This window comes from Pseudomonas sp. PSPC2-3 (assembly GCF_049898265.1).
GTDB classification, from domain to species: Bacteria; Pseudomonadota; Gammaproteobacteria; order Pseudomonadales; family Pseudomonadaceae; genus Aquipseudomonas; species Aquipseudomonas veronii.
Genome location: NZ_JAFCXJ010000002.1, coordinates 406,477 through 432,480 on the forward strand (window position 1 = coordinate 406,477; position 26,004 = coordinate 432,480).

The 26,004-nt window shown below is 61.1% G+C and carries 25 protein-coding genes; 16 read left to right on the forward strand and 9 right to left on the reverse strand.

The window, feature by feature from the left end:
* The first annotated feature begins 1 nt into the window (after position 1).
* The 5 genes from tusC (at position 2) to ACP7E3_RS05800 (ending at position 3,044) form a co-directional block, all read left to right on the forward strand.
* Entirely contained in the window at positions 2-352 is a 351-nt protein-coding gene (gene tusC / locus ACP7E3_RS05780; protein WP_017848033.1) for a sulfurtransferase complex subunit TusC, read from the forward strand.
* Positions 352-630, forward strand: coding sequence for a sulfurtransferase complex subunit TusB (tusB, locus tag ACP7E3_RS05785; RefSeq protein ID WP_017848034.1), 279 nt, complete (start codon positions 352-354; stop codon positions 628-630). The genes tusC and tusB overlap by 1 nt, the downstream gene beginning before the upstream one ends.
* A complete protein-coding gene (locus ACP7E3_RS05790; protein ID WP_017848035.1) occupies positions 627-962 on the forward strand; it encodes a TusE/DsrC/DsvC family sulfur relay protein in 336 nt (111 codons plus the stop codon). Before tusB ends, ACP7E3_RS05790 begins: the two co-directional genes overlap by 4 nt.
* Positions 959-1,960 (forward strand): glycosyl transferase family protein, encoded by a 1,002-nt coding sequence (locus tag ACP7E3_RS05795; RefSeq protein WP_426122539.1) that lies wholly within the window; start codon positions 959-961, stop codon positions 1,958-1,960. The genes ACP7E3_RS05790 and ACP7E3_RS05795 overlap by 4 nt, the downstream gene beginning before the upstream one ends.
* Before the next feature lie 88 nt (positions 1,961-2,048).
* A complete protein-coding gene (locus ACP7E3_RS05800; protein ID WP_057004419.1) occupies positions 2,049-3,044 on the forward strand; it encodes a glutathione S-transferase family protein in 996 nt (331 codons plus the stop codon).
* A 106-nt stretch (positions 3,045-3,150) separates the two neighbouring features.
* On the opposite strand, the gene cysG is transcribed toward ACP7E3_RS05800, so the two are convergent.
* The 6 genes from cysG to ftsK are packed head-to-tail and all read right to left on the reverse strand — an operon-like array spanning position 3,151 to position 10,650.
* On the reverse strand, positions 3,151-4,545 hold the full coding sequence (gene cysG / locus ACP7E3_RS05805) for a siroheme synthase CysG (protein WP_057004420.1): 1,395 nt from the start codon (positions 4,543-4,545) through the stop codon (positions 3,151-3,153).
* Complete coding sequence (gene serS, locus ACP7E3_RS05810) at positions 4,546-5,826, reverse strand: serine--tRNA ligase (protein WP_017848039.1); 1,281 nt, start codon at positions 5,824-5,826, stop codon at positions 4,546-4,548.
* A 16-nt stretch (positions 5,827-5,842) separates the two neighbouring features.
* A complete protein-coding gene (crcB, locus tag ACP7E3_RS05815) occupies positions 5,843-6,217 on the reverse strand; it encodes a fluoride efflux transporter CrcB (RefSeq protein ID WP_017848040.1) in 375 nt (124 codons plus the stop codon).
* Positions 6,217-7,539, reverse strand: a complete 1,323-nt coding sequence (locus ACP7E3_RS05820) for a replication-associated recombination protein A (RefSeq protein WP_057004422.1) — start codon at positions 7,537-7,539, stop codon at positions 6,217-6,219. Before ACP7E3_RS05820 ends, crcB begins: the two co-directional genes overlap by 1 nt.
* Before the next feature lie 27 nt (positions 7,540-7,566).
* Entirely contained in the window at positions 7,567-8,190 is a 624-nt protein-coding gene (gene lolA / locus ACP7E3_RS05825; RefSeq protein ID WP_426122543.1) for an outer membrane lipoprotein chaperone LolA, read from the reverse strand.
* 54 nt (positions 8,191-8,244) lie between these two features.
* Complete coding sequence (ftsK, locus tag ACP7E3_RS05830; RefSeq protein ID WP_017848043.1) at positions 8,245-10,650, reverse strand: DNA translocase FtsK; 2,406 nt, start codon at positions 10,648-10,650, stop codon at positions 8,245-8,247.
* Positions 10,651-11,146: 496 nt separating this feature from the next.
* Between ftsK and aat the strand changes: the two genes are divergently transcribed.
* From aat to infA, 3 genes are all read left to right on the forward strand, one after another.
* The gene (gene aat, locus ACP7E3_RS05835; protein WP_017848044.1) at positions 11,147-11,827 is read left to right on the forward strand and encodes a leucyl/phenylalanyl-tRNA--protein transferase; all 681 of its coding nucleotides are present in this window, start codon (positions 11,147-11,149) and stop codon (positions 11,825-11,827) included.
* 55 nt (positions 11,828-11,882) lie between these two features.
* Positions 11,883-12,590: an arginyltransferase gene (locus tag ACP7E3_RS05840; RefSeq protein WP_017848045.1), complete on the forward strand. Its 708-nt coding sequence runs from the start codon at positions 11,883-11,885 to the stop codon at positions 12,588-12,590.
* Positions 12,591-12,690: 100 nt separating this feature from the next.
* Positions 12,691-12,909, forward strand: coding sequence for a translation initiation factor IF-1 (gene infA, locus ACP7E3_RS05845; RefSeq protein ID WP_002553999.1), 219 nt, complete (start codon positions 12,691-12,693; stop codon positions 12,907-12,909).
* 185 nt (positions 12,910-13,094) lie between these two features.
* On the opposite strand, the gene clpA is transcribed toward infA, so the two are convergent.
* Together clpA and clpS are read right to left on the reverse strand one after the other, a co-directional pair.
* Positions 13,095-15,365 (reverse strand): ATP-dependent Clp protease ATP-binding subunit ClpA, encoded by a 2,271-nt coding sequence (gene clpA, locus ACP7E3_RS05850; RefSeq protein WP_017848046.1) that lies wholly within the window; start codon positions 15,363-15,365, stop codon positions 13,095-13,097.
* A 29-nt stretch (positions 15,366-15,394) separates the two neighbouring features.
* A complete protein-coding gene (gene clpS, locus ACP7E3_RS05855; protein ID WP_010567912.1) occupies positions 15,395-15,763 on the reverse strand; it encodes an ATP-dependent Clp protease adapter ClpS in 369 nt (122 codons plus the stop codon).
* 224 nt (positions 15,764-15,987) lie between these two features.
* Between clpS and cspD the strand changes: the two genes are divergently transcribed.
* On the forward strand, positions 15,988-16,266 hold the full coding sequence (gene cspD, locus ACP7E3_RS05860; RefSeq protein WP_057004490.1) for a cold shock domain-containing protein CspD: 279 nt from the start codon (positions 15,988-15,990) through the stop codon (positions 16,264-16,266).
* Positions 16,267-16,345: 79 nt separating this feature from the next.
* Here cspD and icd read toward each other — a convergent pair whose 3' ends face one another.
* Positions 16,346-17,602 (reverse strand): NADP-dependent isocitrate dehydrogenase, encoded by a 1,257-nt coding sequence (icd, locus tag ACP7E3_RS05865; protein WP_026140163.1) that lies wholly within the window; start codon positions 17,600-17,602, stop codon positions 16,346-16,348.
* A gap of 505 nt (positions 17,603-18,107) precedes the next feature.
* Between icd and ACP7E3_RS05870 the strand changes: the two genes are divergently transcribed.
* From ACP7E3_RS05870 to ACP7E3_RS05900, 7 genes are all read left to right on the forward strand, one after another.
* Positions 18,108-20,333 carry an NADP-dependent isocitrate dehydrogenase gene (locus ACP7E3_RS05870; protein ID WP_017848049.1) on the forward strand — a complete coding sequence of 742 codons (2,226 nt, stop codon included), beginning with the start codon at positions 18,108-18,110 and terminating at the stop codon, positions 20,331-20,333.
* Positions 20,334-20,548: 215 nt separating this feature from the next.
* Positions 20,549-20,995, forward strand: a complete 447-nt coding sequence (locus tag ACP7E3_RS05875) for an NUDIX hydrolase (RefSeq protein WP_017848050.1) — start codon at positions 20,549-20,551, stop codon at positions 20,993-20,995.
* Positions 20,996-21,054: 59 nt separating this feature from the next.
* Positions 21,055-22,179, forward strand: a complete 1,125-nt coding sequence (gene mnmA, locus ACP7E3_RS05880) for a tRNA 2-thiouridine(34) synthase MnmA (protein WP_026140164.1) — start codon at positions 21,055-21,057, stop codon at positions 22,177-22,179.
* Complete coding sequence (gene hflD / locus ACP7E3_RS05885; RefSeq protein WP_017848052.1) at positions 22,176-22,799, forward strand: high frequency lysogenization protein HflD; 624 nt, start codon at positions 22,176-22,178, stop codon at positions 22,797-22,799. Before mnmA ends, hflD begins: the two co-directional genes overlap by 4 nt.
* 125 nt (positions 22,800-22,924) lie before the next feature.
* Positions 22,925-24,295, forward strand: a complete 1,371-nt coding sequence (gene purB, locus ACP7E3_RS05890) for an adenylosuccinate lyase (RefSeq protein WP_046382910.1) — start codon at positions 22,925-22,927, stop codon at positions 24,293-24,295.
* 84 nt (positions 24,296-24,379) lie between these two features.
* Complete coding sequence (locus ACP7E3_RS05895) at positions 24,380-25,549, forward strand: cupin domain-containing protein (protein ID WP_017848054.1); 1,170 nt, start codon at positions 24,380-24,382, stop codon at positions 25,547-25,549.
* A complete protein-coding gene (locus ACP7E3_RS05900) occupies positions 25,542-25,964 on the forward strand; it encodes a GNAT family N-acetyltransferase (RefSeq protein WP_017848055.1) in 423 nt (140 codons plus the stop codon). Before ACP7E3_RS05895 ends, ACP7E3_RS05900 begins: the two co-directional genes overlap by 8 nt.
* Positions 25,965-26,004 lie beyond the last annotated feature (40 nt).

Below are 26,004 nucleotides of genomic sequence, written 5' to 3' on the forward strand. Positions count from 1 at the left end.
CATGTCCAAATCCTTGCTGGTGATCAGCCGCCAGGCACCGTGGTCCGGGCCGAGCGCGCGGGAAGCCCTGGATATCGTATTGGCCGGCGGCGCGTTCGATCTGCCCATCGGCCTGTTGTTCCTGGATGACGGCGTGTTCCAACTGGCGCCGCACCAGGACGCCAAGGCCGTGCAGCAAAAAGACCTCGGCGCCAACCTGCAGGCACTGGGGCTGTTCGGTATCGACGAGGTGTTTGCCTGCGGCCACAGCCTGGCTGCGCGCGGGCTGACGCACCCGGTCAATGCACAGCCACTGAACGACGAACAGATTTCCCAGTTGATTGACCGTTACGACCAGGTGATAACCCTCTGATGTCGACTTTACATGTGGTGTCCCACTCCCCGTTTACCGATAGCCGCCTCGACAGCTGCCTGCGCGTCTGTGGCAGCGACGATGCGATCCTGCTCTGTGGCGACGGCGCCTACGGGCTGCGTCACCCGGCGCTGCTGACCAAAGGCGTGAAGGTCTTTGTGCTGGCCGAAGACAGCCTGGCGCGCAACCTGCCGCTGCCCGACTGGGCCGACTGCGTGGATTACCCAGGTTTCGTGCAGCTGTCGATCGACTACGACAAGGTCAACACCTGGCTATGAACACCCTGACCGTGGGCGCGCGCACCCTCGAACTGGACAAGGACGGCTACCTCGTCGACCTGAACGAGTGGTCGGCCGACGTGGCCAACGCCCTCGCCGCCGCCGAAGCCCTCGAGCTGACCCCGGCGCATTGGGAAATCCTCGAGCTGCTGCGCCAGTTTTATCAAGAGTTCCAGCTGTCCCCCGCCACACGCCCGCTGATCAAGTACACCGCCTTGAAGCTGGGCGCGGACAAGGGCAACAGCCTGCACCTCAACAAACTGTTCAACGGCACTCCCGCCAAACTCGCCGCCAAGCTGGCCGGCCTGCCCAGACCGACGAATTGCTTATGACCGACTTTGCTCCGCTGACCCTCGAAACCCCTGCCGAGCACCCGTTTGCGCCGTTCGTGCGTATCCTGGGCAAAGGCAAGCGCGGTGCGCGCAACCTGACCCGCGAAGAAGCCCGCGAAGCCATGGGCATGCTGCTTGACGAAAAAGTCGAAGACACCCAGCTCGGTGCCTTCCTCATGCTGCTGCGCCACAAAGAGGAAAGCCCGGAAGAACTCGCCGGTTTCACCGAAGCGGTGCGCGAGCGCCTGCACGCCCCGGCGCTGGAGGTGGATATCGACTGGCCGACCTATGCCGGCAAAAAGCGCCACCTGCCGTGGTTCCTGCTGGCCGCCAAGTGCCTGGCGCAGAACGGTGTACGCATCCTCATGCATGGCGGCGGCGCCCACACGGCCGGCCGGCTGTACACCGAGCAATTGCTGGAAGGTCTACAGATCCCGCTGTGCCGCAATTGGCAGCAGGTCGAGACAGCCTTCGAGCACGGCAACCTGGTATTCATCCCGCTGGGCGACTGGGCCCCGCAACTGCAACGCATGATCGACCTGCGCAACACCCTGGGCCTGCGCTCGCCGATCCACTCCCTGGCACGCCTGCTCAACCCGCTGAATGCACGCTGCGGCCTGCAAAGCATCTTCCATCCCGGCTACCAGGGCGTACACCGCGATGCCAGCGGCCTGCTCGGCGACACGGTGATTGTGGTCAAGGGCGATGGCGGCGAAATCGAGATCAACCCCGACACGATCAGCCACCTCTACGGCACCACCGGTGGCGAAAGCTGGGACGAAGAATGGCCCGCCCTCGCCGCCCAGCGCCATGTCAAACCGGCCAGCCTGGAGCCCGAGCAGTTGAAAGCGCTGTGGCGCGGCGAGGTCGAGGACAGCTACCCGCAACTCGCCTTGATCGCCACCATGGCCCTGGCCTTGCGCGGCCTCGGTCATCCGCGGGAGCAAGCGTTCGAATTGGCCCAGCAATACTGGGACGCACGGGATAAATCGATTTAATCGATCATTCCCCCGCAATCTTTGCGCTTTTAGTTCGAACTCATCCCTTTAGACTGGACTCCAACGCTTATTAGCCAAGGAGCCAGTCATGGGTTTGCTGATTGAAGGACGCTGGCACGACCAGTGGTACGAAAGTAGCGCGGATGGCGCGTTCCAGCGGGAACAGGCACAACGCCGCCACTGGGTGACCGCTGACGGCCAGCCCGGCCCCAGCGGCGAAGGTGGCTTCAAGGCCGAAGCCGGTCGTTACCACCTGTATGTGTCGCTCGCCTGCCCGTGGGCCCATCGCACGCTGATCCTGCGCAAACTCAAGGGGCTGGAAGGTCTGATCGACGTGTCCGTGGTCAGCTGGCTGATGCTGGAAAACGGCTGGACCTTCGACAAGGCCCGCGGCTCCAGCGGCGACTCGCTGGATGGCTTCGCGTTCATGCACCAGCGCTACACCGCCGACACGGCCGATTACACCGGGCGCGTCACGGTGCCGGTGCTGTGGGACAAACAACTCAAGCGCATCGTCAGCAATGAATCAGCGGAGATCATCCGCATGTTCAACAGCGCGTTCAACGGGCTGACCGGCAACACCCTGGACTTCTACCCCGAGGCTCTGCGCCCGCGCATCGATGCGCTGAACGAGCGCATCTACCCCGCCGTGAACAACGGCGTGTACCGCGCAGGCTTCGCCACCTCGCAGCAGGCCTATGAGCGTGCGTTCGATGATGTGTTTGCCGAACTGGACCACTTGGAACAGCACCTGGGCGAGCATCGCTACCTGGCCGGTGAGTACCTGACCGAGGCGGATGTACGGCTGTTTACCACGCTGATTCGATTTGATGCGGTGTATTACAGCCACTTCAAATGCAACCTGCGGCGGATTGCCGATTATCCGAATCTGTCGAATTGGTTGCGGGAAATCTATCAATGGCCGGGAGTGGCCGAGACGGTGGACTTTGCGCACATCAAGGGGCACTACTATGCCAGCCACCGCACCATCAATCCGACGGGGATTGTGCCCAAGGGGCCGTTGCAGGTGTTTGATGCCGAGCATGATCGCGGGCGGTTGAGCGCTAAGGGCGTCTGGCGTTGATCCAGAGGATGGGTTGGATCTAATGGCCTCATCGGGGGCAAGCCCCCTCCCACATTGGAATGCATTCCAAAATGTGGGAGGGGGCTTGCCCCCGATGCATTCAGGCTCAGACCTGAGCCTGGGCGCCTTCAAACCATTTGAGCTTCTCGCGCAGCACCACCACTTCACCCACGATCACCAGCGTCGGCGCATGCACTTCATGCTCCGCCACCAGGCGCGGCAGGTCGGCCAGGGTGCCGGTGAACACGCGCTGGTTGGACGTGGTGCCCTGCTGGATCAACGCCGCTGGCGTGTCCGCCGAACGTCCATGCTTGATCAACTGTTCGCAGATGATCGGCAAACCGATCAAGCCCATGTAGAACACCAGGGTCTGCGACGGGCCCACCAGATCACTCCAAGGCAGGTCCGAGGTGCCGTTCTTCAAGTGCCCGGTGATAAAGCGTACCGATTGCGCATAGTCACGGTGGGTCAACGGAATCCCGGCATACGCCGCGCAGCCGCTGGCCGCCGTGATCCCCGGCACCACCTGGAACGGAATGCCATGGGCCGCCAGCTCTTCGATCTCTTCGCCGCCACGGCCGAAGATGAACGGATCGCCGCCCTTGAGGCGCAGAACGCGCTTGCCTTGCTTGGCCAGGTCGACCAATTGCTGGTTGATCTGGTCCTGGGGCACGGCGTGATCGGCGCGACGCTTGCCCACGTAGACGCGCTCGGCATCACGACGGCACAGCTCAAGTATCGCTGGGGCCACCAGACGGTCGTAGAGCACCACATCGGCTTGCTGCATCAAACGCAAGGCGCGGAAGGTCAACAGGTCCGGATCGCCGGGGCCGGCGCCCACCAGGTAGACTTCGCCTGGGGCATAAGGCGGCGCGCCGTTGACCTTTTCGATCAGCAAACGCTCGGCTTCATCGCCCTGCCCGGCCAGTTGCCGGTCGGCAATCGGGCCCTGGAAGACTTCTTCCCAGAACGCGCGGCGCTGCTGCACGTCCGGGTACAAACGCTTGACCTGGGCCCGAAAGCGCGCCGCCAGCCCGGCCAACTGGCCATACGTGGACGGAATCCAGGTTTCCAGCTTGGCCCGGATCAAGCGCGCCAACACCGGCGCATCGCCGCCGCTGGACACCGCGATCACCAGGGGCGAACGGTCGACAATCGCCGGGAAGATCACGCTGCACAGGGCTGGCGCATCCACCACGTTGACCGGTACGCAACGGCGCTTCGCATCACTGGACACTTGCGCGTTCAGTGGTTCGTCGTCCGTTGCGGCGATGATCAGGGTGCAACCGTCAAGGTCGGCCTCCTGATAACCGCGCACGATCAGTTCCCCGCCACTGCCCAGCACCAGTTCACGCAACTGGTCTTCGATCTGGGGAGCAACCACCCGCAGCAGCGCGCCGGCGTCGGCCAGCAGGCGGGACTTGCGCAAGGCAATCTCCCCGCCACCGACGACCAACACACGACTGCCGCGCAGGTTATGAAACAGCGGCAGAAATTCCATTTAGCCGATGACCTCGATGCCCGCCATGTACGGCTTGAGCACGTCCGGCACACGGATCGAACCGTCGGCCTGCTGGTAGTTTTCGAGCACGGCCACCAGGGTACGGCCTACGGCCAGGCCCGAACCGTTGAGGGTATGCACCAGTTCCGGCTTGCCGGTTTCCGGGTTGCGGAAACGCGCCTGCATGCGACGGGCCTGGAAATCACCGCAGTTGGAGCACGACGAGATCTCGCGGTATTTATCCTGGCTCGGCACCCACACTTCGAGGTCGTAGGTCTTCACGGCGCTGAAACCCATGTCGCCGGTACACAGCGCCAGCACGCGGTACGGCAGCTCCAACAGTTGCAGCACGCGTTCGGCGTTGGCGGTCAGGCCTTCGAGGGCTTCCATGGAGGTCGACGGCTCGACAACCTGCACCATCTCGACTTTGTCGAACTGGTGCTGGCGGATCATGCCGCGGGTGTCGCGCCCCGATGCACCGGCTTCACTGCGAAAGCACGGCGTGTGGGCGACGAGCTTGAGCGGCAGGTGCTTGGCGTCGAGGATCTCGCCGGCGACGATGTTGGTCAGCGACACTTCGGCGGTCGGGATCAGGTACAGGTCGGCTTCGCCATCGCGGCTGATCTTGAACAGGTCTTCCTCGAACTTCGGCAACTGGCCGGTGCCCTGCAGGGCCGGCGCCTGAACCAGATACGGGGTGTAGGCCTCTTCGTAGCCGTGCTCGCCGGTGTGCAGGTTGATCATGAACTGCGCCAGGGCGCGATGCAGGCGGGCAATCGGGCCGCGCAGCAAGGCAAAGCGCGCACCGGACAGCTTGGCGGCGGTTTCGAAATCCAGGCCGCCGTTCAGTTCGCCCAGGGCGACGTGGTCCTTGATCGCGAAATCAAAGGCCTTTGGCGTGCCCCAGCGGCGCACTTCGACGTTGCCGTCTTCGTCCGCACCGACCGGCACCGACTCGTGCGGCAGGTTCGGAATGCCCAGCAGGATCGAATCCAGCTCGCCCTGGATCTTGTCCAGTTCGAGTTTGCCGTCGGACAGCTCGGTGCCCATGCGCTCGACATCCGCCATCAACGGCGCGATGTCTTCACCGCGCTGCTTGGCCTGCCCGATGGACTTGGAACGCGCATTACGCTCAGCCTGCAGTGCTTCGGTGCGGGTCTGGACGGTCTTGCGCTGTTCTTCCAGCGCTTCGATGCGCGCAACATCCAAGGCAAAGCCACGGGATGCCAGGCGGTCCGCTACGTCCTGAAGGTTGCTACGTAACAGTTTGGAATCGAGCATGTCGGTCTCTCGTTTATCAAAGTTTGGTCAAGGACAGGCCGGCCCAGGTGGCGAGCAGCCCGCCGAACACGCTGATGCCCAGGTACCCGAAGGCGACCAGGGCCTGCCCGCTTTCCAGCAGGCGCACCGTATCCAGTGAAAAGGATGAAAAGGTCGTCAGACCGCCTACAAAGCCGACAATCAAGCCGGCACGAATTTCAATCGGCACTTCCGGGCGCAACAGGAACCAACCGTACAACAGCCCGATGATCAGGCAGCCGACCAGGTTGACCGCCAGGGTCGCCGTATAAAAATGCCTCGGCCAGTTGGCGTTAACCCAATTACCAGTGGCGAAACGCAATAATGTACCAGCGATGCCGGCAACGGACACGGCAAGAATCGTCTTGAGCACTACTTTCTCCGCTGTTTGGGGCTGAGACGGTCGAGTTGAGCGAGGTGATTGAGCTTTTCACCGATCTTCAGCTCCAGGCCACGGGGCACCGGCTGGTAGAACGGCTGCGGCTCGAGCGCATCAGGGAAGTAATCTTCGCCGGCGGCATAGGCGTCCGGCTCATCGTGGGCGTAGCGGTATTCATCGCCGTAACCCAGTTGTTTCATCAATTTGGTCGGCGCATTGCGCAGGTGCAGCGGCACCTCGAGGGAGCCATGTTCGGCTGCGGCGCGCAGTGCCGATTTGAAGCCCATGTACACCGCGTTGCTTTTCGGCGCGCAGGCCAGGTAGGTAATGGCCTGGGCCACCGCCAGCTCGCCTTCGGGGCTGCCCAGGCGCTCCTGCACTTCCCACGCCGCAAGGCACAGGCTCAAGGCGCGCGGGTCGGCGTTGCCGATGTCTTCGCTGGCCATACGCACCACGCGGCGCGCGAGGTAGAGCGGGTCGCAGCCACCGTCGATCATGCGCGCGAACCAGTACAACGCGCCGTCGGGGTTGGAGCCGCGCACCGATTTGTGCAGCGCCGAAATCTGATCGTAGAACGCTTCGCCACCCTTGTCGAAACGCCGGCGCGTGTCGCCGAGCAGGCTTTGCAGGAGTTCGACGCCAATCTCGCTGCCGTCCTCGGCCAGGTCGGAGGCGTTCTCCAGCAGGTTCAGAAAGCGCCGCCCATCGCCGTCGGCGGCGCTGAACAGGATCTTGAAGCCTTCTTCGCTGAGGCTCAACTGGCGCTTGCCCAAGCCCTTGTCTTCGCTCAAGGCGCGCTGCAGCAGCTTTTGCATCGCCGCTTCATCCAGGCTCTTGAGCACATACACCCGCGCCCGCGAGAGCAAGGCGTTGTTCAATTCGAAGGACGGGTTCTCGGTGGTCGCACCGATAAAAATCAGCGTGCCGTCTTCGACATACGGCAAGAACGCGTCCTGCTGCGACTTGTTGAAGCGATGCACTTCGTCGACGAACAAGATGGTGCGCTTGCCGTATTGCCCGGCCTGCTGCTTGGCCACTTCCACGGCCTGGCGGATCTCTTTGACCCCAGCCAGCACCGCCGAGACCGTTTCGAAGTGGGCATCCGAGACTTTCGCCAACAGCCGCGCCAGCGTGGTTTTACCCACCCCCGGCGGCCCCCAGAAAATCATCGAGTGCAGCGCACCCTGCTCCAGGGCTTCGCGCAAAGGCTTGCCGCGAGCGAGCAGGTGTTCCTGACCGACGTACTCATCCAGGTTGGTCGAACGCAAGCGTGCGGCCAGGGGTTGAGCGATCGGGTCACTTCGAAACAGGTCCATGGGCAGCGTTTGAAACCTCTAGGCAGGTTATTCCTGGATCACGTCGGCACCCTTGGGGATGTCGAACTTGAACGTGGACGCGGGCACCGGCACGTTGGCCTTGACCCCGGTGAACAGGATATCGGTGCGCTGGCCGACGCTGTCGATCAGGCGCATGTTATTGATCACGCCGTTACCGAACGAAAGGTGCAGGCTGTCGAACAGCGTGTCCTTGGATTTCGGCTTGAGGGTGAATTCGATCACGTTGCTGGTTTGCTTGGAGGTGATCTCGAAGCTGTCGTTGATCTTCGACACATCGCCCGACAGCAACAGCGCCGGGGTCTGGTTCAAGCGCGGATCGAGCTTTTTGATGGTCGCCTGTTCCAGGTCCGGGTCCCACAGCGTGACTTTCTGGCCATCGGAAACGATGATCTGCTCGGCCTTCCCTTCCGTGTGCCAGTAAAACAGCCCAGGGCGCTGCACGGCCATTTCACCGGCGGTTTCCTGCAACTGGGTGCCGCCGGCATCCAGGGTCAGCTGGGAGAAGCGCGCGGTCAGGGTCTTGGATTTGTCCAGCAGGTTGGTCAGGCTGGCGACGGAGGCCGGATCAGCGTGAGCCGAAACAGCAGTCAGGGCCAGTGCCGGCAACAACAGCATGCGGATAAGACGCATGGGAGTCCTCATTGAGTCGTTAGGGCGCGCCGCGTGCTGCCACGCGGCGCGTGATCAGTCGCGCATCTGCCCGGGGGCGATGACTTCGCGCGAGCCGTTGGTGTTCATTGCGGTGACGACGCCGGCATTTTCCATGGCTTCGATCATGCGGGCGGCGCGGTTGTAGCCGATTTTCAGCTTGCGCTGCACGGCGGAGATCGAGGCGCGACGGCTTTCCAACACGAAGGCCACCGCTTCGTCGTACAGCGCGTCGGTTTCGGCATCATCGTCGCCACCGCTGCTGCCGCCGTCGAAGCCGCTGCCGGCTTCTTCAACACCGGCGAGGATGTCGTCGTTGTATTCCGGCGCACCGCGCAGTTTCCAGGCTTCCACCACGCGATGCACTTCATCGTCGGAAACGAACGCGCCATGCACGCGAATCGGCAGGCTGGTGCCCGGCGGCATGTAGAGCATGTCACCGTGGCCCAGCAATTGTTCGGCGCCGCCCTGGTCGATGATGGTCCGCGAGTCGATCTTGCTCGACACCTGGAACGCCATGCGCGTCGGGATGTTGGCCTTGATCAGACCGGTGATCACATCCACCGACGGCCGCTGGGTTGCGAGGATCAAGTGGATACCGGCAGCACGCGCCTTCTGTGCGATACGTGCGATCAACTCTTCAACCTTCTTGCCGACGATCATCATCATGTCGGCAAATTCGTCGACCACCACGACGATGGTCGGCAACTTGGTCAGCAATGGCGCTTCGTCGTGGATGCTTTCGCGCTTGTACAGCGGGTCGGTCAGCGGCGTGCCGGCGTCCTGGGCTTCCTTGACCTTGGCATTGAAGCCCGACAGGTTGCGCACGCCCATCTTCGCCATCAGCTTGTAGCGCCGCTCCATCTCGGCAACGCTCCAGCGCAGGGCGTTGGCGGCGTCCTTCATATCGGTGACCACCGGGCAGAGCAAGTGCGGAATGCCTTCGTAGATCGACAATTCGAGCATCTTCGGGTCGATCATGATCAGCTTGGCGTCTTCCGGGCCGGACTTGAACAGGATCGACAGGATCATTGCGTTGACCCCCACCGACTTACCCGAACCGGTGGTACCGGCCACCAGCAGGTGAGGCATTTTCGCCAGGTCGGTGATTACCGGCTTGCCGCCGATGTCATGGCCCAGGGCCAGGGTGACCGGCGATTTGAAGTTGTCGTATTCCGGGGTCGACAGCACCTCGGAGAAGCGCACGATCTGGCGGTCTTCGTTGGGAATCTCGATGCCCACGGTGGTTTTGCCGGGGATCACTTCCACCACGCGCACGCTGGTCACGGCCAGGGAGCGGGCGAGGTCTTTGGCCAGGTTGGAGATTCGGCTGACCTTGACCCCGGCCGCTGGCTGGATTTCGTAACGGGTAATCACCGGGCCGGGGTGGATCGAGTCCACCGAGACTTCGACGCCGAATTCCTTGAGTTTGATTTCCAGCAGATGGCCGACGGCCGCCAGGGACTCCGGGGAATAGTTGAGTTGTTTCTTCTCGGCCGGGTCGAGAATCGAGATCGGCGGCAGCGTGCCTTCGACCGCGCTGTCGACAAACAACGGCGCCTGTTTTTCTTTCTGCACGCGATGGCTCGGTTCGGGAGCCTTGGGCGGTGCCGGGGCAATCACCGGCGGCACCTGTTTCTCGCGCTCCGACATGTGCTTGCTCAGGGCTTGTTCGCGTTCAATCAGGCGTTCCTTGACCTTGGCCTGTTCACGCCGGTCCGGCGTGCTCGGGGCCACGACCTCGTTGACGCGGGTGTCCACCTCGCGCAATTGGGCCACCATGCGCTTGCGCTCCACCCGGGCCGCCCACCAGCGGTTGGCGGCGCCCTGGAACAGCTCCAGCAGGTCGAGGGTGATTTTGCCGGTCACGTCCATCACTTTGAACCACGACAGGTCGGTGAACACGGTGAGGCCGAACAGGAACAGCGCGATAAACATCAGGGTGCTGCCCTGGATATTCAGGGTCTTGCGGGCCAGGTCGCCGAGGCTCTCACCCAGCGCGCCGCCAGCGCCCGCCGGCAGGCCGGTCGGCGCATGGAAATGGATATGCGCCAGCGCCGCGCCGGACAGCACCAGGAACACCAGGCCGATCAGGCGCCAGGAAAACAGCCAACCGCTCCACTGCCACGGCTCATGACGCTGGCGGAAGATCTGCCAGGTCTTGATCGCCAGCAGCAACGGGAAGATGTACGCGAAATAACCCAGCACCATGAACAGGATATCGGCGCTGTAGGAACCGGCAGGCCCACCGAAGTTCTGCACGTCATCGATCTTGCTGTTGTGGCTCCAGCCCGGATCGTCCTTGCCATAGGTGAGCAAGGCCATCATCAGGAACAGGCACAGCGCGCCGATGGCGATCAGCGCACCTTCCTTGAGCCGATAATGCAGGTGCTGACGCCAGGCCGGCACGACTGTTTTTTGTGTCGCGGTGGATTTCTTCAAAACGGGTCTTTTCCTGCGCCTTTAGCGCGTCCATCTGTTGAATGACTGCACACTGCCGCCCAATCCGAGCAGCCGAAAAATAAACGAACGCCGTTAAATCTACCTTTAACACCGAGCGATTGACGAGTGAAACGGCGATAACGCCAGAATGCCCGCATTGTACGGGTTTGTGTCCGCGATGCCACGCCCTTGCCCCTTGCGCGGCAGCCTGGACAATTCAAGTGTCACACACTGTTCAATTTGAGCATGCATTGTCTTTGCTGACAAAGGCTTATGCGCTGTTTTTAGCAATCCAGGCAAGCTTGGCAATTGGCCTGCATGGGGCAGCCCCGAATACGACCACGTCTCTGCGAGAGAGTTGCAGAAACACCCGCTCACGCTAATCCACAGCAATGCCCGATTCGGGCTGGCCCCCTGACGCCGGGTCGACAATAATCAACCCTCCGGGCAGGCCCGACGCCTGCCACTCCCCTCCCCTTCCGTAAGCCTGGATGCCATGCTGACCTGGTTACAACGCGACACCCTGACCTTCCCGCCGCTGGCCAAAGCCATGCGCGAACCCAATGGCCTGCTCGCCGCCGGTGGCGACCTGTCGGCCGAGCGACTGATCCAGGCCTATCGCCACGGCTGCTTTCCGTGGTTCTCGCAGGGCCAGCCGATTCTCTGGTGGTCGCCGGACCCTCGCACGGTGATTTTCCCCGACGAACTGCACGTATCCCGCAGCCTGGGCAAATTATTGCGCCAGCAGCGCTATCGCGTGACCTTCGACCAGGACTTCGCTGCGGTCATCCAGGCCTGCGCCGCGCCTCGCGCCTATGCAGATGGCACCTGGATCACCGAAGGCATCCAGAGCGCCTACCAGGAGCTGCACGCGCGGGGTTACGCGCACTCGGTCGAGGTCTGGGACAACGGCGAACTGGTGGGCGGCCTGTATGGGCTGGCGATGGGCCGGCTGTTTTTTGGCGAATCCATGTTCAGCCGCGCCGATAACGCCTCGAAGTTCGGTTTTGCCACGCTGACCCGGCAGCTGCAGGCATGGGGTTTTGTGCTGATCGACTGCCAGATGCCCAACGATCACCTGCACAGCCTGGGCGCCCGCGCCATACCGCGCAGCGAGTTCGCCGGCTTCCTGCGCGACTATCTGGACCAACCCAACGCTGGACCGTGGGTTTCCTAGGCGACTTCCTCGCACCTGGCTTACACTTATTTCAAAGCTTATCCGAGGGTTGATCATGACCGAGCTGGCGCGCTTGAAGTTTTATGCCACTCAAGCCCACTCTTGCAGCTATCTGCCCGACGAACAGGCCACCACGCTGTTCCTCGACCCCAGCCAGCCGATGGACGTGCATGTGTATGCCGACCTTTCGGAAATGGGCTTTCGGCGCAGCGGCGATCACCTGTACCGACCGCACTGCCAAAACTGCAATGCCTGCGTGCCGGCACGCATTCCCGTGGCGCAGTTTGTGCCGGACCGCAACCAGAAGCGCATCCTCAAGCGCAACGCCGACCTGACGGTCACGGCGGCCAACCCCAGGTTCAGCGAAGAATACTTCGATCTTTACCAGCGCTACATCGAACAACGCCACGCCGACGGCGACATGTTCCCACCCAGTCGCGACCAGTTTTCCACCTTCCTGGTGCGTGAACTGCCTTTCTCACGCTTCTACGAATTCCGACTCGACGGGCGCCTGCTGGCCGTCGCCGTGACCGATTTGCTGCCCAACGGCCTGTCGGCGGTGTACACCTTCTATGAACCCGACGAAGAGCGGCGCAGCCTGGGACGCTTCGCGATCCTCTGGCAAATCAGCGAAGCCCGGCGCCTGGAACTGGAGGCGGTGTACCTTGGATACTGGATCAAAAACTGCAAAAAGATGAACTACAAGACCCAATATCGGCCGATTGAACTGCTGATTAATCAAAGATGGGTCACGCTTAACTAGAACCTCTTGGCTTAAACACCCTTTTTCGGGCACAATGCACGCCGCTTTTGCCTGGCGCAGTTGCACCGGGCCATTCACTGGATACCGAGGGCTTTACTGCATGTCGAAAGAAGACAGCTTCGAAATGGAAGGCACTGTCGTCGACACCCTGCCCAACACCATGTTTCGTGTGGAGTTGGAAAATGGGCACGTCGTAACCGCGCATATCTCCGGCAAGATGCGCAAGAACTACATTCGTATTCTTACCGGTGACAAAGTGCGCGTCGAGCTGACGCCCTATGACTTGAGCAAAGGGCGCATCACTTACCGCGCCCGCTAATCAAGTCAATACAAGACGCCCGGTTATGCCGGGCGTTTTTGTGTGTATAGCATTTACCTGACAGCCGAAACCCAATGCGGGAGGGGGCTTGTTCCCTCCCGCATTGGATCGCCATTGTTCTGGCAATTACATCTCAAGACAGCAAAAAGGCGCCTTTCGGCGCCTTTTGCGTAGCTGCAGAACGATCAGGCCATTTCGGCCGTGGTTTCGAACTCGAAGGTCAGCTCGCCGTCCTTCAGGTCGATATGCACCACGCCACCATGGTCGGAGAGCTCGCCGAACAGGATCTCTTCGGCCAATGGCCGCTTGATCTTGTCCTGGATCAGACGCGCCATCGGGCGAGCGCCCATTGCCGCGTCGTAACCACCTTCGGCCAGCCAATTGCGCGCCGCGTCCGTCACTTCCAGCTGCACGCGCTTGTCTTCCAACTGCGCTTGAAGCTCGGTGAGGAACTTGTCCACCACGTTTTTGATGACCTCATGGCTGAGGCGACCAAACTGGATAATGGTGTCCAGGCGGTTGCGGAACTCCGGCGTGAAGCTCTTCTTGATCACTTCCATCGCATCGGAAGAGTGATCCTGATGCGTAAAGCCGATCGACGCCCGCGCCGCGGTTTCAGCACCGGCGTTGGTGGTCATGATCACGATCACGTTGCGGAAATCCGCCTTGCGCCCGTTGTTGTCGGTCAGAGTGCCGTGGTCCATGACCTGCAGCAGTAGGTTGAAGACTTCCGGGTGAGCCTTCTCGATTTCATCGAGCAGCAATACGCAATGCGGCTGCTTGGTGATCGCCTCGGTCAACAGGCCGCCCTGATCAAAACCGACATAGCCCGGAGGCGCACCGATCAGGCGCGACACGGTGTGACGTTCCATGTATTCGGACATGTCGAACCGCACCAACTCAATGCCCATGGCCTTGGCCAACTGCCGAGCCGCTTCGGTCTTGCCGACGCCGGTCGGGCCGGCGAACAGGAACGAACCGACGGGCTTGTCCGGCGACTTGAGGCCCGCCCGCGACAACTTGATCGCAGTGGACAGCGAGTCGATGGCCGCATCCTGGCCAAACACGGTGAGCTTGAGGTCGCGCTCCAGGTTACGCAGCAGCTCTTTGTCGGAGGTGGTGACGTGTTTTGGCGGAATCCGCGCGATCTTGGCCACGATATCCTCGACCTGAGCCACGTCGATGCGCTTCACACGCTTCTCGACCGGCTGCAGACGCTGATAGGCACCCGCCTCGTCGATCACGTCGATGGCCTTGTCCGGCATGTGCCGATCGTTGATGTAGCGCGACGCCAGCTCGGCAGCGGCCCGCAACGCTTCATCGGTGTACTCGATGCCATGGTGCGCTTCGAAACGCCCCTTGAGCCCACGCAGGATGCCGATGGTGTCTTCAACCGAAGGCTCGGACACGTCGACTTTCTGGAAGCGACGCGCCAGGGCACGGTCTTTCTCGAAGATCCCGCGGAATTCCTGGAACGTGGTCGAGCCGATGCAGCGGATATCACCCGACGACAACAACGGCTTGAGCAGGTTGGAAGCATCCATCACACCACCGGAGGCCGCACCGGCCCCAATGATCGTGTGGATTTCATCGATGAACAGGATCGCCTGCGGGCGTTTTTTCAGCTCGCCGAGCAGCGCCTTGAAGCGCTTCTCGAAATCGCCGCGGTACTTGGTCCCGGCGAGCAACGCGCCGAGGTCAAGGGAGTAGACGACGCTGCTGGCCAGCAAGTCCGGCACCTGGTTGTCGACGATACGCTTGGCCAGGCCTTCGGCAATCGCGGTTTTACCCACGCCCGCCTCACCCACCAGCAACGGGTTGTTCTTGCGACGACGTGCGAGGATCTGCGCCACGCGCTCAACTTCAGCCTCGCGCCCCACCAGCGGATCGATCCGCCCCTGGCGCGCCAGCTCATTGAGATTGCTGGCATAGGCATCCAATGGGTTGCCCGAAGAAGAAGACTCACCGCCCTCGTCGTCCTGCATTTCCTGCTCACCCTCGGAATGATCGCCGTGCCCAGGCACTTTGGAGATACCGTGGGCGATGTAGTTGACGACATCGATACGGGCAACGCTCTGCTGCTTGAGCAGGAACACTGCCTGGCTTTCCTGTTCGCTGAAGATGGCGACAAGCACATTGGCGCCCGTGACTTCACGCTTACCGGAGCTCTGTACGTGGAAAACAGCACGCTGCAATACCCGCTGAAAGCCCAGGGTCGGCTGGGTTTCACGGTCCTCGTCATGCACGGGGATCAGTGGCGTCGTGGAGTCGATGAACTCCTGCAGGTCATGCTTGAGTTTGTCGAGGTTGGCGCCGCACGCACGCAAAACGGTGGCGGCAGCTTCGTTATCCAAAAGTGCCAGCAGCAGGTGCTCGACGGTCATGAATTCATGACGCTTCGAACGGGCCTCTTTGAAGGCAAGATTGAGGGTGACTTCGAGCTCGCGGTTTAACATAGCTTCACCTCATACCCAAGTGGTCGGCGTTAACCGTCCTTCTCGATTTCACAGAGTAGCGGATGCTGGCTTTCCCTGGCGTACTGGTTGACCTGCATGGCCTTTGTCTCGGCGATGTCGCGGGTAAACACTCCACATACTGCCCGTCCTTCTGTGTGAACGGCCAGCATTACCTTGGTCGCCAACTCGCGGTTCAGGTTAAAAAACACCTCGAGTACTTCGACCACGAAATCCATCGGTGTGTAGTCATCGTTGAACAAAACCACCTTGTACATCGGCGGCGCCTGTAGAGCAGGCTTGGCCTCCTGAACAGCAATGCCTGCAGAACCGTCGTCATCGTGCTCGTGATCCGGTCGATCCTGATTGAATGTTAGTCGAATCTGGCTGATTGCATGCATGGAAAGAAAGGTTCGTCAGTGGTTCAAATACAGTGGTGGGGGCGACCTGTCAGAATTTCAACTCCGACCGTTCGGTCACCTTGACTATCGGCAAATCGGTGTTACAACCAATAGAACCCACAGTGGGTAAAAAAGGTCCGCGCAGTCAACCTTATTTATTCGGGTTAGGACGGATAAACTGGATGATACTCCAGTGATGGAGTCTGGTGCAGAGGGATATGGGTATGTCTGGCGTCAAGATCAGTGGCAAGGTCAAATGGTTCAACAATGCCAAGGGTTACGGCTTCATTAATGAAGAAGGTAAGACCGAGGACCTTTTTGCGCATTATTCAGCGATCCATATGGATGGCTACAAAACGCTGAAAGCGGGCCAAGCTGTGAGCTTTGAGATCATTCAAGGACCGAAAGGGCTGCACGCCGTGAACATCTGTGCAAGCACGATCACTACATCTGCAAAACCCGTTGTATCCGCCGCTCAAAAAGAAAAGAAGCTAACGGCCTGATTCACTGCCAAGCGAGAAGCATGCAAATAAAAAACGGCCACCCAACCCATTGGAGTAGCCGTTTTTTATGCCTGCGTGCTTACATGTGCGAGATCAGCGCATCGCCAAAGCCCGATGACGACACCAACTTCGCGCCCTCCATCAGGCGCTCGAAGTCATAGGTCACGGTCTTGGCCGAGATAGCGCCATTGGTGCCCTTGATGATCAGATCCGCCGCTTCGGTCCAGCCCATGTGGCGCAGCATCATTTCCGCCGACAGGATCAGCGAACCCGGGTTGACCTGGTCCTTACCGGCATATTTCGGCGCAGTACCGTGGGTGGCTTCAAACATTGCCACGGTGTCAGACAAGTTGGCGCCCGGCGCAATACCGATACCACCGACTTCCGCCGCCAGGGCGTCAGACAGGTAATCACCGTTGAGGTTGAGGGTCGCGATCACGTCGTATTCAGCCGGACGCAGCAGGATCTGCTGCAGCATGGCATCGGCAATCGCATCCTTGACCACGACATTCTTGCCGGTCTTCGGGTTCTTGAACTGCATCCACGGCCCGCCATCGAGCAGGGTTGCGCCGAATTCTTCAGCCGCCACTTCGTAGGCCCATTCCTTGAAGGCACCTTCGGTGAACTTCATGATATTGCCTTTGTGTACGATGGTCAGCGACTCGCGGTCGTTATCCACGACATATTGCAGGGCCTTGCGCGCCAGGCGCTTGGTGCCCTCTTTGGACACCGGCTTGATGCCGATACCGCAATCCTGGTCGAAGCGGATCTTGGTGACGCCCATTTCCTCCTTGAGGAACTTGATCACTTTGATCGCTTCCGGCGAACCGGCTTTCCACTCGATCCCGGCGTAAATATCTTCGGAGTTTTCACGGAAGATGGTCATGTCCACGTCGCCAGGCTTTTTGACCGGGCTCGGCACGCCTTCGAACCAGCGCACCGGGCGCAGGCACACATACAGGTCGAGTTGTTGGCGCAGGGCCACGTTCAACGAACGGATGCCACCACCGACCGGCGTGGTCAGCGGGCCTTTGATGGAGACTACGTAATCGCGCACCGCGTCCAGGGTTTCCTGGGGCAGCCAGGTGTCCTGGTCATAGACTTGGGTCGCCTTCTCACCGGCGTAAACTTCCATCCACGAAATCTTGCGCTTGCCGCCGTAAGCTTTTTCAACAGCGGCGTCGACCACCTTGATCATCACTGGGCTGATGTCGACACCGATACCGTCACCTTCGATATAAGGGATGATCGGTTGGTCAGGAACATTGAGAGAATGGTCTGCATTGACGGTGATTTTGTCGCCGACTGCCGGAACCTGAATCTTCTTGTATCCCATGCTGAACTCCATCTATGGATTGAACATCTGGCTGCGTTCGAGCCTACTCCAGATAAATGACGACTTAAACCTCACGCCACGCTCATTTGCATCGAAAACAGCATATTTAGTCGCCTACAAGCTTGAAAGCAAAGGGAAAAGCGCCAATCTTGAGCACATCATGCGACTTTAGGCGCAACTTGGTCCCTGCGACCTTTAGACCAATGGACGACCCACCTTTTGTATGAAGGCTCGGCGTAAGCATAGCGACCTATGTATAATGCCGCCGCTGACCAAAGAGTCACGACGGCCGACCGCCTGCTTCTTCAATAGAAAGCAGCGCCCAGCGCCAGAAAAGCCGGACTAAACAATAGTCCACCCGCTTGACGCTCGACTGATGCAACCCAACATCACCGCGAAGAAACCTCGACCTTTCGCTCATGGATGACTTTGAACGAACGCGCTCTACCCGGCGCATCTCGAGTTTCTGCGCACGCTTTCAGCAAAGAAGAGAGTTAATCCGAATATGCCCACCCGCTCGAAGATCATCTACACCTTCACCGACGAAGCACCAGCCCTCGCCACCTATTCACTGCTGCCTATCGTAGAGGCCTTCACCGCTTCCGCTGATATTGCCGTGGAAACCCGCGACATCTCCCTCGCCGGGCGCATCCTCGCAAGCTTCCCCGAGCAACTGGGCACCAAAGCCGTCCCGGACCACCTCGCCGAACTGGGCGCCCTGGCCGTTACGCCTGAAGCCAACATCATCAAGCTGCCTAACATCAGCGCCTCGACGCCTCAACTGCAGGCGGCGATCAAAGAACTGCAAGCCAAGGGCTACGCCCTGCCGGACTACCCGGAAACCGTAACCACCGACGCGGAAAAAGAAACCCGTGCACGTTACGACAAGATCAAGGGCAGCGCCGTGAACCCGGTACTGCGCGAAGGCAACTCCGACCGCCGCGCACCGCTGTCGGTCAAGAACTACGCACGCAAGCACCCGCACAAGATGGGCGCCTGGGCTGCCGACTCCAAGTCCCACGTCGCTTACATGAGCCACGGCGACTTCTACGGCAGCGAAAAAGCCGTACAGATCGAGGCAGCCGACGCGGTCAAAATCGAACTGATCGCTAAAGACGGCACCGCGACCGTACTGAAGGAAAAGACTTCCGTACAAGCTGGCGAAATCATCGACAGCTCCGTGCTGAGCAAGAACGCCCTGCGCAGCTTCATCGCCGCTGAAATCGAAGACGCCAAGAAACAAGGCGTACTGCTGTCGGTTCACCTGAAAGCCACCATGATGAAGGTCTCCGACCCGATCATGTTCGGCCAGATCGTTGCCGAGTTCTATAAAGACGCCCTGACCAAGCACGCCGCCGTGCTGGAGCAGATCGGCTTCAACCTGAACAACGGCATCGGCGACCTGTACGCTCGCATCAAGGCCCTGCCGGCCGAGCAGCAAGCGCAGATCGAAGCCGATATCCAGGCGGTCTACGCCGCTCGCCCTTCCTTGGCGATGGTCAACTCCGACAAAGGCATCACCAACCTGCACGTGCCGAGCGACGTGATCGTCGACGCCTCGATGCCGGCCATGATCCGTGACTCCGGCAAAATGTGGGGCACCGACGGCCAGCTGCACGACACCAAGGCCGTGATCCCAGATCGCTGCTACGCCACCATCTACCAAGCCGTCATCGAAGACTGCAAGGCCAATGGCGCGTTCGATCCGACCACCATGGGCAGCGTGCCAAACGTTGGTCTGATGGCACAGAAAGCCGAAGAGTACGGCTCTCACGACAAGACCTTCCAGGTCAAGGCTGACGGCGTCGTCCGCGTTACCGACAGCAAGGGCAACCTGCTGATGGAACAGGCCGTCGAAGCCGGCGACATCTTCCGCATGTGCCAGGCCAAAGACGCGCCGATCCAGGACTGGGTCAAACTCGCCGTCAACCGCGCCCGCGCCAGCAACACCCCGGCCATCTTCTGGCTGGACCCACAGCGCGCCCATGACGGTGCGGTGATCGAGAAAGTCCAGACCTACCTGAAAGACCACAACACCGACGGCCTGGACATCCGCATCATGTCGCCGGTCGACGCGATGAAGTTCACCCTGGAGCGCACCCGCAAGGGCCTGGACACCATCTCGGTGACCGGTAACGTACTGCGCGACTACCTGACCGACCTGTTCCCAATCATGGAACTGGGCACCAGCGCCAAGATGCTGTCGATCGTGCCGCTGATGAACGGTGGCGGTCTGTTCGAAACCGGCGCTGGCGGTTCGGCACCCAAGCACGTGCAGCAACTGCTGGAAGAAAACTTCCTGCGTTGGGATTCCCTGGGCGAGTTCCTGGCCCTGGCCGCATCGCTTGAGCATTTGGGCGTGACTTACAACAACCCGAAAGCCCTGGTGCTGTCCAAGACCCTGGACCAGGCCACCGGCCAGTTCCTCGACAACAACAAGTCGCCATCGCGCAAAGTCGGCAACATCGACAACCGCGGCAGCCACTTCTACCTGGCGCTGTACTGGGCCCAAGCCCTGGCCGCACAGACCGAAGACACCGCGCTGCAAGCGCAATTCGGCGAACTGGCCAAGACCCTCGCCGCGAACGAGGCAACCATCGTTGCCGAGCTCAACGCCGTACAGGGCAAGCCAGTGGACATCGGCGGCTACTACGCGCCGAACCCGGAGCTGACCAGCAAAGTCATGCGCCCGAGCAACACCCTCAACGCGGCAATTGCCAAGCTGAAGTAAGGTTGTAAGGATGCAAACAAACCCCGGCCCCGTGCCGGGGTTTGTGTTTCCAGCGAATAAACCGGATTCAAATGTGGGAGGGAGCTTGCTCCCGATGGCAGTGAGTCAGCTACCAATAAGTCGACTGCCCCACCGCCATCGGGAGCAAGCACCCTCCCACACCGACTGCAATCCTGCCTGAAGACCGCACCGCACTCAGAATCGAGAGGTATCCAATGACCTGGCAACCCCACATCACCGTCGCCACCATCGTCGAAGACAACGGCCGCTTCCTGATGGTCGAAGAACTCAAGGGCGGCCGCGCCGTGCTCAACCAGCCCGCCGGCCACCTCGACCCGCACGAAACCCTGACCGAAGCCGCCGTGCGTGAAACCCTCGAAGAAACCGGCTGGGACGTCGAAGCCACCGGCATCGTCGGCATCTACCTGTACACCGCGCCGAGCAACGGCGTGACCTACCAGCGGGTCTGCTTCACCGCCAAGGCGCTGAAACACCGCCCGGACTATCAACTTGACGACGGCATCGTGCGCGCCCGCTGGCTGAGCCGTGACGAGCTGATGGGCCTGCGCGACGCCTGGCGCAGTGAGCTGATCATCCGGTGTATCGATGATTATCTGGCCGGCTTTCGCCACAGTCTCGAATTGATCCGACCTTCTCTTTAGCCTTGAAGGCTTGGGCCTGTTAGAATCGCGTCCTTTTTCAAGACACCCGTTGAAACCCTATGCGTGATCCAGCCCCTTCTGACACACAAAAGAAGCGCGTCATCGTCGGCATGTCCGGCGGCGTGGATTCTTCCGTTTCCGCCGTTCTGCTCATGGAGCAGGGTTATGAGGTGGAAGGCCTGTTCATGAAGAACTGGGAAGAAGACGATGGAACGGAATATTGCACCGCCATGGACGACCTGGCGGATGCCCAGGCCGTGTGCGACAAGATCGGCATCAAGCTGCACACCGCCAACTTCGCCGCCGAGTACTGGGACAACGTGTTCGAGCACTTCCTGGCCGAATACAAGGCCGGCCGCACGCCGAACCCGGACATCCTGTGCAACCGCGAGATCAAGTTCAAGGCGTTCCTCGACTACGCCATGATGCTCGGCGCCGACCTGATTGCCACCGGCCACTACGTGCGCCGTCGTGACATCGACGGGCGCACCGAACTGCTCAAGGGCCTGGACCCCAACAAGGACCAGAGCTACTTCCTGCACGCCGTTGGCGGCGAACAGATCGCCAAGACCCTGTTCCCGGTCGGCGAACTGGAAAAGCCCGAAGTGCGCCGGATCGCCGAGCAGCACGACCTGGCCACCGCCAAGAAGAAGGATTCCACCGGGATCTGCTTTATCGGCGAGCGCCGCTTCAGCGACTTCCTCAAGCAATACCTGCCAGCGCAACCGGGCGAGATCAAAACCACCGAAGGCGAGGTCATCGGCCGCCATCACGGCCTGATGTACCACACCATCGGCCAGCGCCAGGGCCTGGGCATCGGCGGCTTGAAAGACGCCGGCGACGAGCCATGGTACGTGCTGGTCAAGGACCTGGAGCACAACGAACTGATCGTCGGCCAGGGCAATGACCACCCATGGCTGTTCTCCCGCGCACTGCTCGCTTCGGATATCTACTGGGTCAACCCGGTGGACCTGAGCACGCCGCGCCGCCTGACCGCCAAGGTGCGCTATCGCCAGAGCGACCAGCCCTGCACCCTGGAAAAAACCGCCGACGGTTACCGCGCCACCTTCGATGACCCGCAGCGCGCGGTCACGCCTGGCCAGTCCGTGGTGTTCTACGATGGCGAGGTGTGCCTGGGGGGCGGCGTGATTGAAGTCGCCGAACCCTGGAGCAACCCGGCATGAGCCCGATCCAGGAGCAACTGACGGCACTCGGCGGGGTCTTCCTCGCCGCAGTGCTGGTGGACAAGATCGCCAAAACCGGCCAGGTTACCGAGGCCGGCCTGACCTGCATGCTCGGCAGCCTGCTGGTTCGCGACCCCAAGGACACCCTGGAAGTCTATGGCGGTGACGACCTGGCGCTGCGTGAAGGCTACCGCGCGCTGGTCGGCGCACTGGAACGCGACCCGAGCACCTTGCAGCGCGAACCGCTGCGCTACGCCCTGTCGATGCTCGGCCTCGAGCGCCAACTGGCCAAGCGTGACGACCTGCTGGAGACCATCGGCAAGCGCCTGCCGCAGATCCAGTCCCAGGTTGAACACTTCGGCCCGGCCCACGAAAACGTCATCGCCGCCTGCGGCGCGCTGTACCAGGACACCTTGAGCACATTGCGCCAGCGCATCCAGGTGCATGGCGACATGCGCAACCTGCAACAACCGAACAACGCCTCGAAGATCCGCGCCCTGCTTCTGGCCGGTATCCGCTCGGCGCGGTTGTGGCGCCAGTTGGGCGGTCATCGTTGGCAGTTGGTCATCAGCCGTCGCAAATTGCTCAAAGAGCTTTACCCGTTGATGCGCAACGAATAAGTCGCAGCCACGGGCTATTTTCAAGCCGTTACGCGTAATACGCCGGTCAGTTGGCAACGGACCGGCGGATTTTTTCATGTATGATACGCGCCCCATTTCGTTGCCCGACTGTCCGAGAACACCCCATGCAGCTCTCTTCGCTCACTGCGGTTTCCCCTGTTGACGGCCGCTACGCCGGCAAGACCCAGGCCCTGCGCCCGATTTTCAGTGAATACGGCCTGATCCGTGCCCGCGTACTGGTTGAAGTGCGCTGGCTCCAGCGCCTGGCCGCTCACCCTGCCATCAGTGAAGTGCCGGCGTTCTCCGCCGAAGCCAACGCGGTATTGAACACCCTGGCGGAAAACTTCTCTCTGGAGCACGCCGAGCGTGTCAAAGAGATCGAGCGCACCACCAACCACGACGTCAAAGCCATCGAATACCTGCTCAAAGAGCAAGCGGCCAAGCTGCCGGAACTGGCCAACGTCAGCGAATTCATCCACTTCGCCTGCACCAGCGAGGACATCAACAACCTGTCCCACGCCCTGATGCTGCGCGAAGGCCGTGATGAGGTGATGCTGCCGCTGATGCGCCAGACCGCCGAAGCCATCCGCGAACTGGCGATCCGCTTCGCCGCTGTGCCGATGCTGTCGCGCACCCACGGTCAACCGGCCTCGCCGACCACCCTGGGCAAAGAACTGGCCAACGTGGTGTATCGCCTGGAGCGCCAGATCGCTCAAGTGGCGGCCGTCCCGCTGCTGGGCAAGATCAACGGCGCCGTGGGCAACTACAACGCCCACCTGTCGGCCTATCCGGAGATCGACTGGGAAGCCAACGCCCGCGCCTTCATCGAAGACGAACTGGGCCTGGGCTTCAACCCGTACACCACGCAGATCGAACCGCACGACTACATCGCCGAGCTGTTCGACGCGATTGCGCGCTTCAACACCATCCTGATCGACTTCGACCGTGACGTCTGGGGCTACATCTCCCTGGGCTACTTCAAACAGCGCACCATTGCCGGCGAAATCGGTTCGTCGACCATGCCGCACAAGGTCAACCCGATCGACTTCGAAAACTCCGAAGGCAACCTCGGCATCGCCAACGCCCTGTTCCAGCACCTGGCCAGCAAGTTGCCGATCTCCCGCTGGCAGCGCGACCTGACCGACTCCACCGTACTGCGCAACCTCGGCGTGGGCTTTGCCCACAGCGTGATCGCCTACGAAGCCAGCCTCAAAGGCATCAGCAAGCTGGAACTCAACGAGCAGAAAATCGCCGCTGACCTGGATGCATGCTGGGAAGTTCTGGCCGAACCGATCCAGACCGTGATGCGCCGCTACAACATCGAAAACCCGTATGAGAAGCTCAAAGAGTTGACGCGCGGCAAAGGCATCAGCCCTGAAGCACTGCAAACTTTCATCGACGGCCTGGACATGCCCGCCGCCGCCAAGGCCGAGCTGAAACTGCTCACCCCGGCCAACTACATCGGCAACGCCGTGGCCCAAGCCAAACGCATCTGATCATCGCAAGCCCCTTTGAGACGCCCGGCCGCGCCGGGCGTTTTTATTCCAGTCTGAAAAGTGCTTTTTTTCAATAGGTTACACATGAATCCTGATATCCCTCTTCAACTTCTGGGCGGCATCACGGCACGGGAATTCCTGCGCGACTACTGGCAGAAAAAACCGCTGCTGATCCGTCAGGCCATTCCTGATTTCGAAAGCCCGATCGACGCCGATGAACTGGCCGGCCTGGCCCTGGAAGAAGAAGTCGAGTCGCGCCTGGTGATCGAACACGGCGAGCGTCCGTGGGAACTGCGCCGCGGCCCGTTCGCCGAAGACACCTTCAGCACCCTGCCCGAGCGCGAGTGGACCCTGCTGGTGCAGGCGGTCGACCAGTTCGTGCCGGAAGTCGCCGAACTGCTCGAACAGTTCCGCTTCCTGCCCAGCTGGCGCATCGACGACGTGATGATCAGCTTCGCCGCGCCCGGCGGCAGCGTGGGTCCGCACTTCGATAATTACGACGTGTTCCTGCTGCAAGCCCATGGCAAGCGCAACTGGAAGATCGGCCAGATGTGCAGCTCTGACAGCCCGATGCTGCAACACGCCGACCTGCGCATCCTCGCCGAATTCGAAGAGATCGCCGAATGGGTGCTGGAACCGGGCGACATGCTCTACCTGCCGCCACGCCTGGCCCACTATGGCATTGCCGAAGATGACTGCATGACCTACTCGGTCGGCTTCCGCGCGCCAAGCGCCGCCGAAGTGCTGACCCACTTCACCGACTTCCTCAGCCAGTACCTGACCGACGAAGAGCGTTACACCGACGCCGACATCCAACCGGCCAGCGATCCACACCAGATCCAGAGCGATGCCCTCGACCGCCTCAAGAGCCTGCTGGCCGAGCACATGAGCGACGAGCGCATGCTGCTGACCTGGTTCGGCCAGTTCATGACCGAGCCGCGCTACCCGGAACTGGTCGCCGGCCCGGAAGAGCTGCTGGAAGAAGACGTGGTCGGCAGCCTGGAAGATGGCGGCGTGTTGATCCGCAACCCAAGCGCGCGCATGGCCTGGTCCGAAGTCGACGACGACCTGCTGCTGTTCGCCAGCGGCCAGAGCCGTTACCTGCCGGGCAAGCTGCGCGAACTGCTGAAAATGATCTGCGCAGCCGACGCCCTGCACATCGACAACCTGAGCGAATGGCTGGCGGACGACGATGCCCGCGACCTGCTGTGCGAGCTGGTCAAGCAGGGAAGCCTGGGGTTTGCCGATGAATAAGATTCACGTCAATGTCGCGAACTGGCATAAGGATATCGCCGAGATTCGGCGCATTCGTGAAGCGGTATTTATCGCCGAACAATCGGTCCCACCCGAACTGGAATGGGACGCAGACGACGCGGACGCCGTGCATTTCCTCGCGTTCGAGGGCGACTTTCCGATTGGCACCGCGCGCCTGCTGCCCAGCGGCGAGATCGGCCGCGTGTCGGTCCTCAAGGACTGGCGCGGGCTTAAAGTCGGCGACAAGCTGATGGAAGCCGTGATTGGCGAAGCCGAGAAGCGCGGCCAGAATAAACAGTTCCTCAGTGCGCAGGTCTATGCCGCGCCGTTCTATGAGCGACTGGGCTTCAAGATCGTCAGCGAGGAATTCCTTGAAGTCGGGATTCCGCACGTCGATATGGTGCGCGAGGGCTGATCCGGGACCGCGTCGTTGCTATCGGGGGCAAGCCCCCTCC

What these genes read in the sequence shown, in the direction of transcription:
- tusC (WP_017848033.1), top strand. Translation starts at nt 2, where the DNA reads ATGTCCAAATCCTTGCTGGTGATCAGCCGCCAGGCACCGTGGTCCGGG.
- tusB (WP_017848034.1), top strand. Translation starts at nt 352, where the DNA reads ATGTCGACTTTACATGTGGTGTCCCACTCCCCGTTTACCGATAGCCGC.
- ACP7E3_RS05790 (WP_017848035.1), top strand. Translation starts at nt 627, where the DNA reads ATGAACACCCTGACCGTGGGCGCGCGCACCCTCGAACTGGACAAGGAC.
- ACP7E3_RS05795 (WP_426122539.1), top strand. Translation starts at nt 959, where the DNA reads ATGACCGACTTTGCTCCGCTGACCCTCGAAACCCCTGCCGAGCACCCG.
- ACP7E3_RS05800 (WP_057004419.1), top strand. Translation starts at nt 2,049, where the DNA reads ATGGGTTTGCTGATTGAAGGACGCTGGCACGACCAGTGGTACGAAAGT.
- cysG (WP_057004420.1), bottom strand. Translation starts at nt 4,545, where the DNA reads ATGGAATTTCTGCCGCTGTTTCATAACCTGCGCGGCAGTCGTGTGTTG.
- serS (WP_017848039.1), bottom strand. Translation starts at nt 5,826, where the DNA reads ATGCTCGATTCCAAACTGTTACGTAGCAACCTTCAGGACGTAGCGGAC.
- ACP7E3_RS05820 (WP_057004422.1), bottom strand. Translation starts at nt 7,539, where the DNA reads ATGGACCTGTTTCGAAGTGACCCGATCGCTCAACCCCTGGCCGCACGC.
- lolA (WP_426122543.1), bottom strand. Translation starts at nt 8,190, where the DNA reads ATGCGTCTTATCCGCATGCTGTTGTTGCCGGCACTGGCCCTGACTGCT.
- aat (WP_017848044.1), top strand. Translation starts at nt 11,147, where the DNA reads ATGCTGACCTGGTTACAACGCGACACCCTGACCTTCCCGCCGCTGGCC.
- ACP7E3_RS05840 (WP_017848045.1), top strand. Translation starts at nt 11,883, where the DNA reads ATGACCGAGCTGGCGCGCTTGAAGTTTTATGCCACTCAAGCCCACTCT.
- infA (WP_002553999.1), top strand. Translation starts at nt 12,691, where the DNA reads ATGTCGAAAGAAGACAGCTTCGAAATGGAAGGCACTGTCGTCGACACC.
- clpA (WP_017848046.1), bottom strand. Translation starts at nt 15,365, where the DNA reads ATGTTAAACCGCGAGCTCGAAGTCACCCTCAATCTTGCCTTCAAAGAG.
- clpS (WP_010567912.1), bottom strand. Translation starts at nt 15,763, where the DNA reads ATGCATGCAATCAGCCAGATTCGACTAACATTCAATCAGGATCGACCG.
- cspD (WP_057004490.1), top strand. Translation starts at nt 15,988, where the DNA reads ATGTCTGGCGTCAAGATCAGTGGCAAGGTCAAATGGTTCAACAATGCC.
- icd (WP_026140163.1), bottom strand. Translation starts at nt 17,602, where the DNA reads ATGGGATACAAGAAGATTCAGGTTCCGGCAGTCGGCGACAAAATCACC.
- ACP7E3_RS05870 (WP_017848049.1), top strand. Translation starts at nt 18,108, where the DNA reads ATGCCCACCCGCTCGAAGATCATCTACACCTTCACCGACGAAGCACCA.
- ACP7E3_RS05875 (WP_017848050.1), top strand. Translation starts at nt 20,549, where the DNA reads ATGACCTGGCAACCCCACATCACCGTCGCCACCATCGTCGAAGACAAC.
- mnmA (WP_026140164.1), top strand. Translation starts at nt 21,055, where the DNA reads ATGCGTGATCCAGCCCCTTCTGACACACAAAAGAAGCGCGTCATCGTC.
- hflD (WP_017848052.1), top strand. Translation starts at nt 22,176, where the DNA reads ATGAGCCCGATCCAGGAGCAACTGACGGCACTCGGCGGGGTCTTCCTC.
- purB (WP_046382910.1), top strand. Translation starts at nt 22,925, where the DNA reads ATGCAGCTCTCTTCGCTCACTGCGGTTTCCCCTGTTGACGGCCGCTAC.
- ACP7E3_RS05895 (WP_017848054.1), top strand. Translation starts at nt 24,380, where the DNA reads ATGAATCCTGATATCCCTCTTCAACTTCTGGGCGGCATCACGGCACGG.
- ACP7E3_RS05900 (WP_017848055.1), top strand. Translation starts at nt 25,542, where the DNA reads ATGAATAAGATTCACGTCAATGTCGCGAACTGGCATAAGGATATCGCC.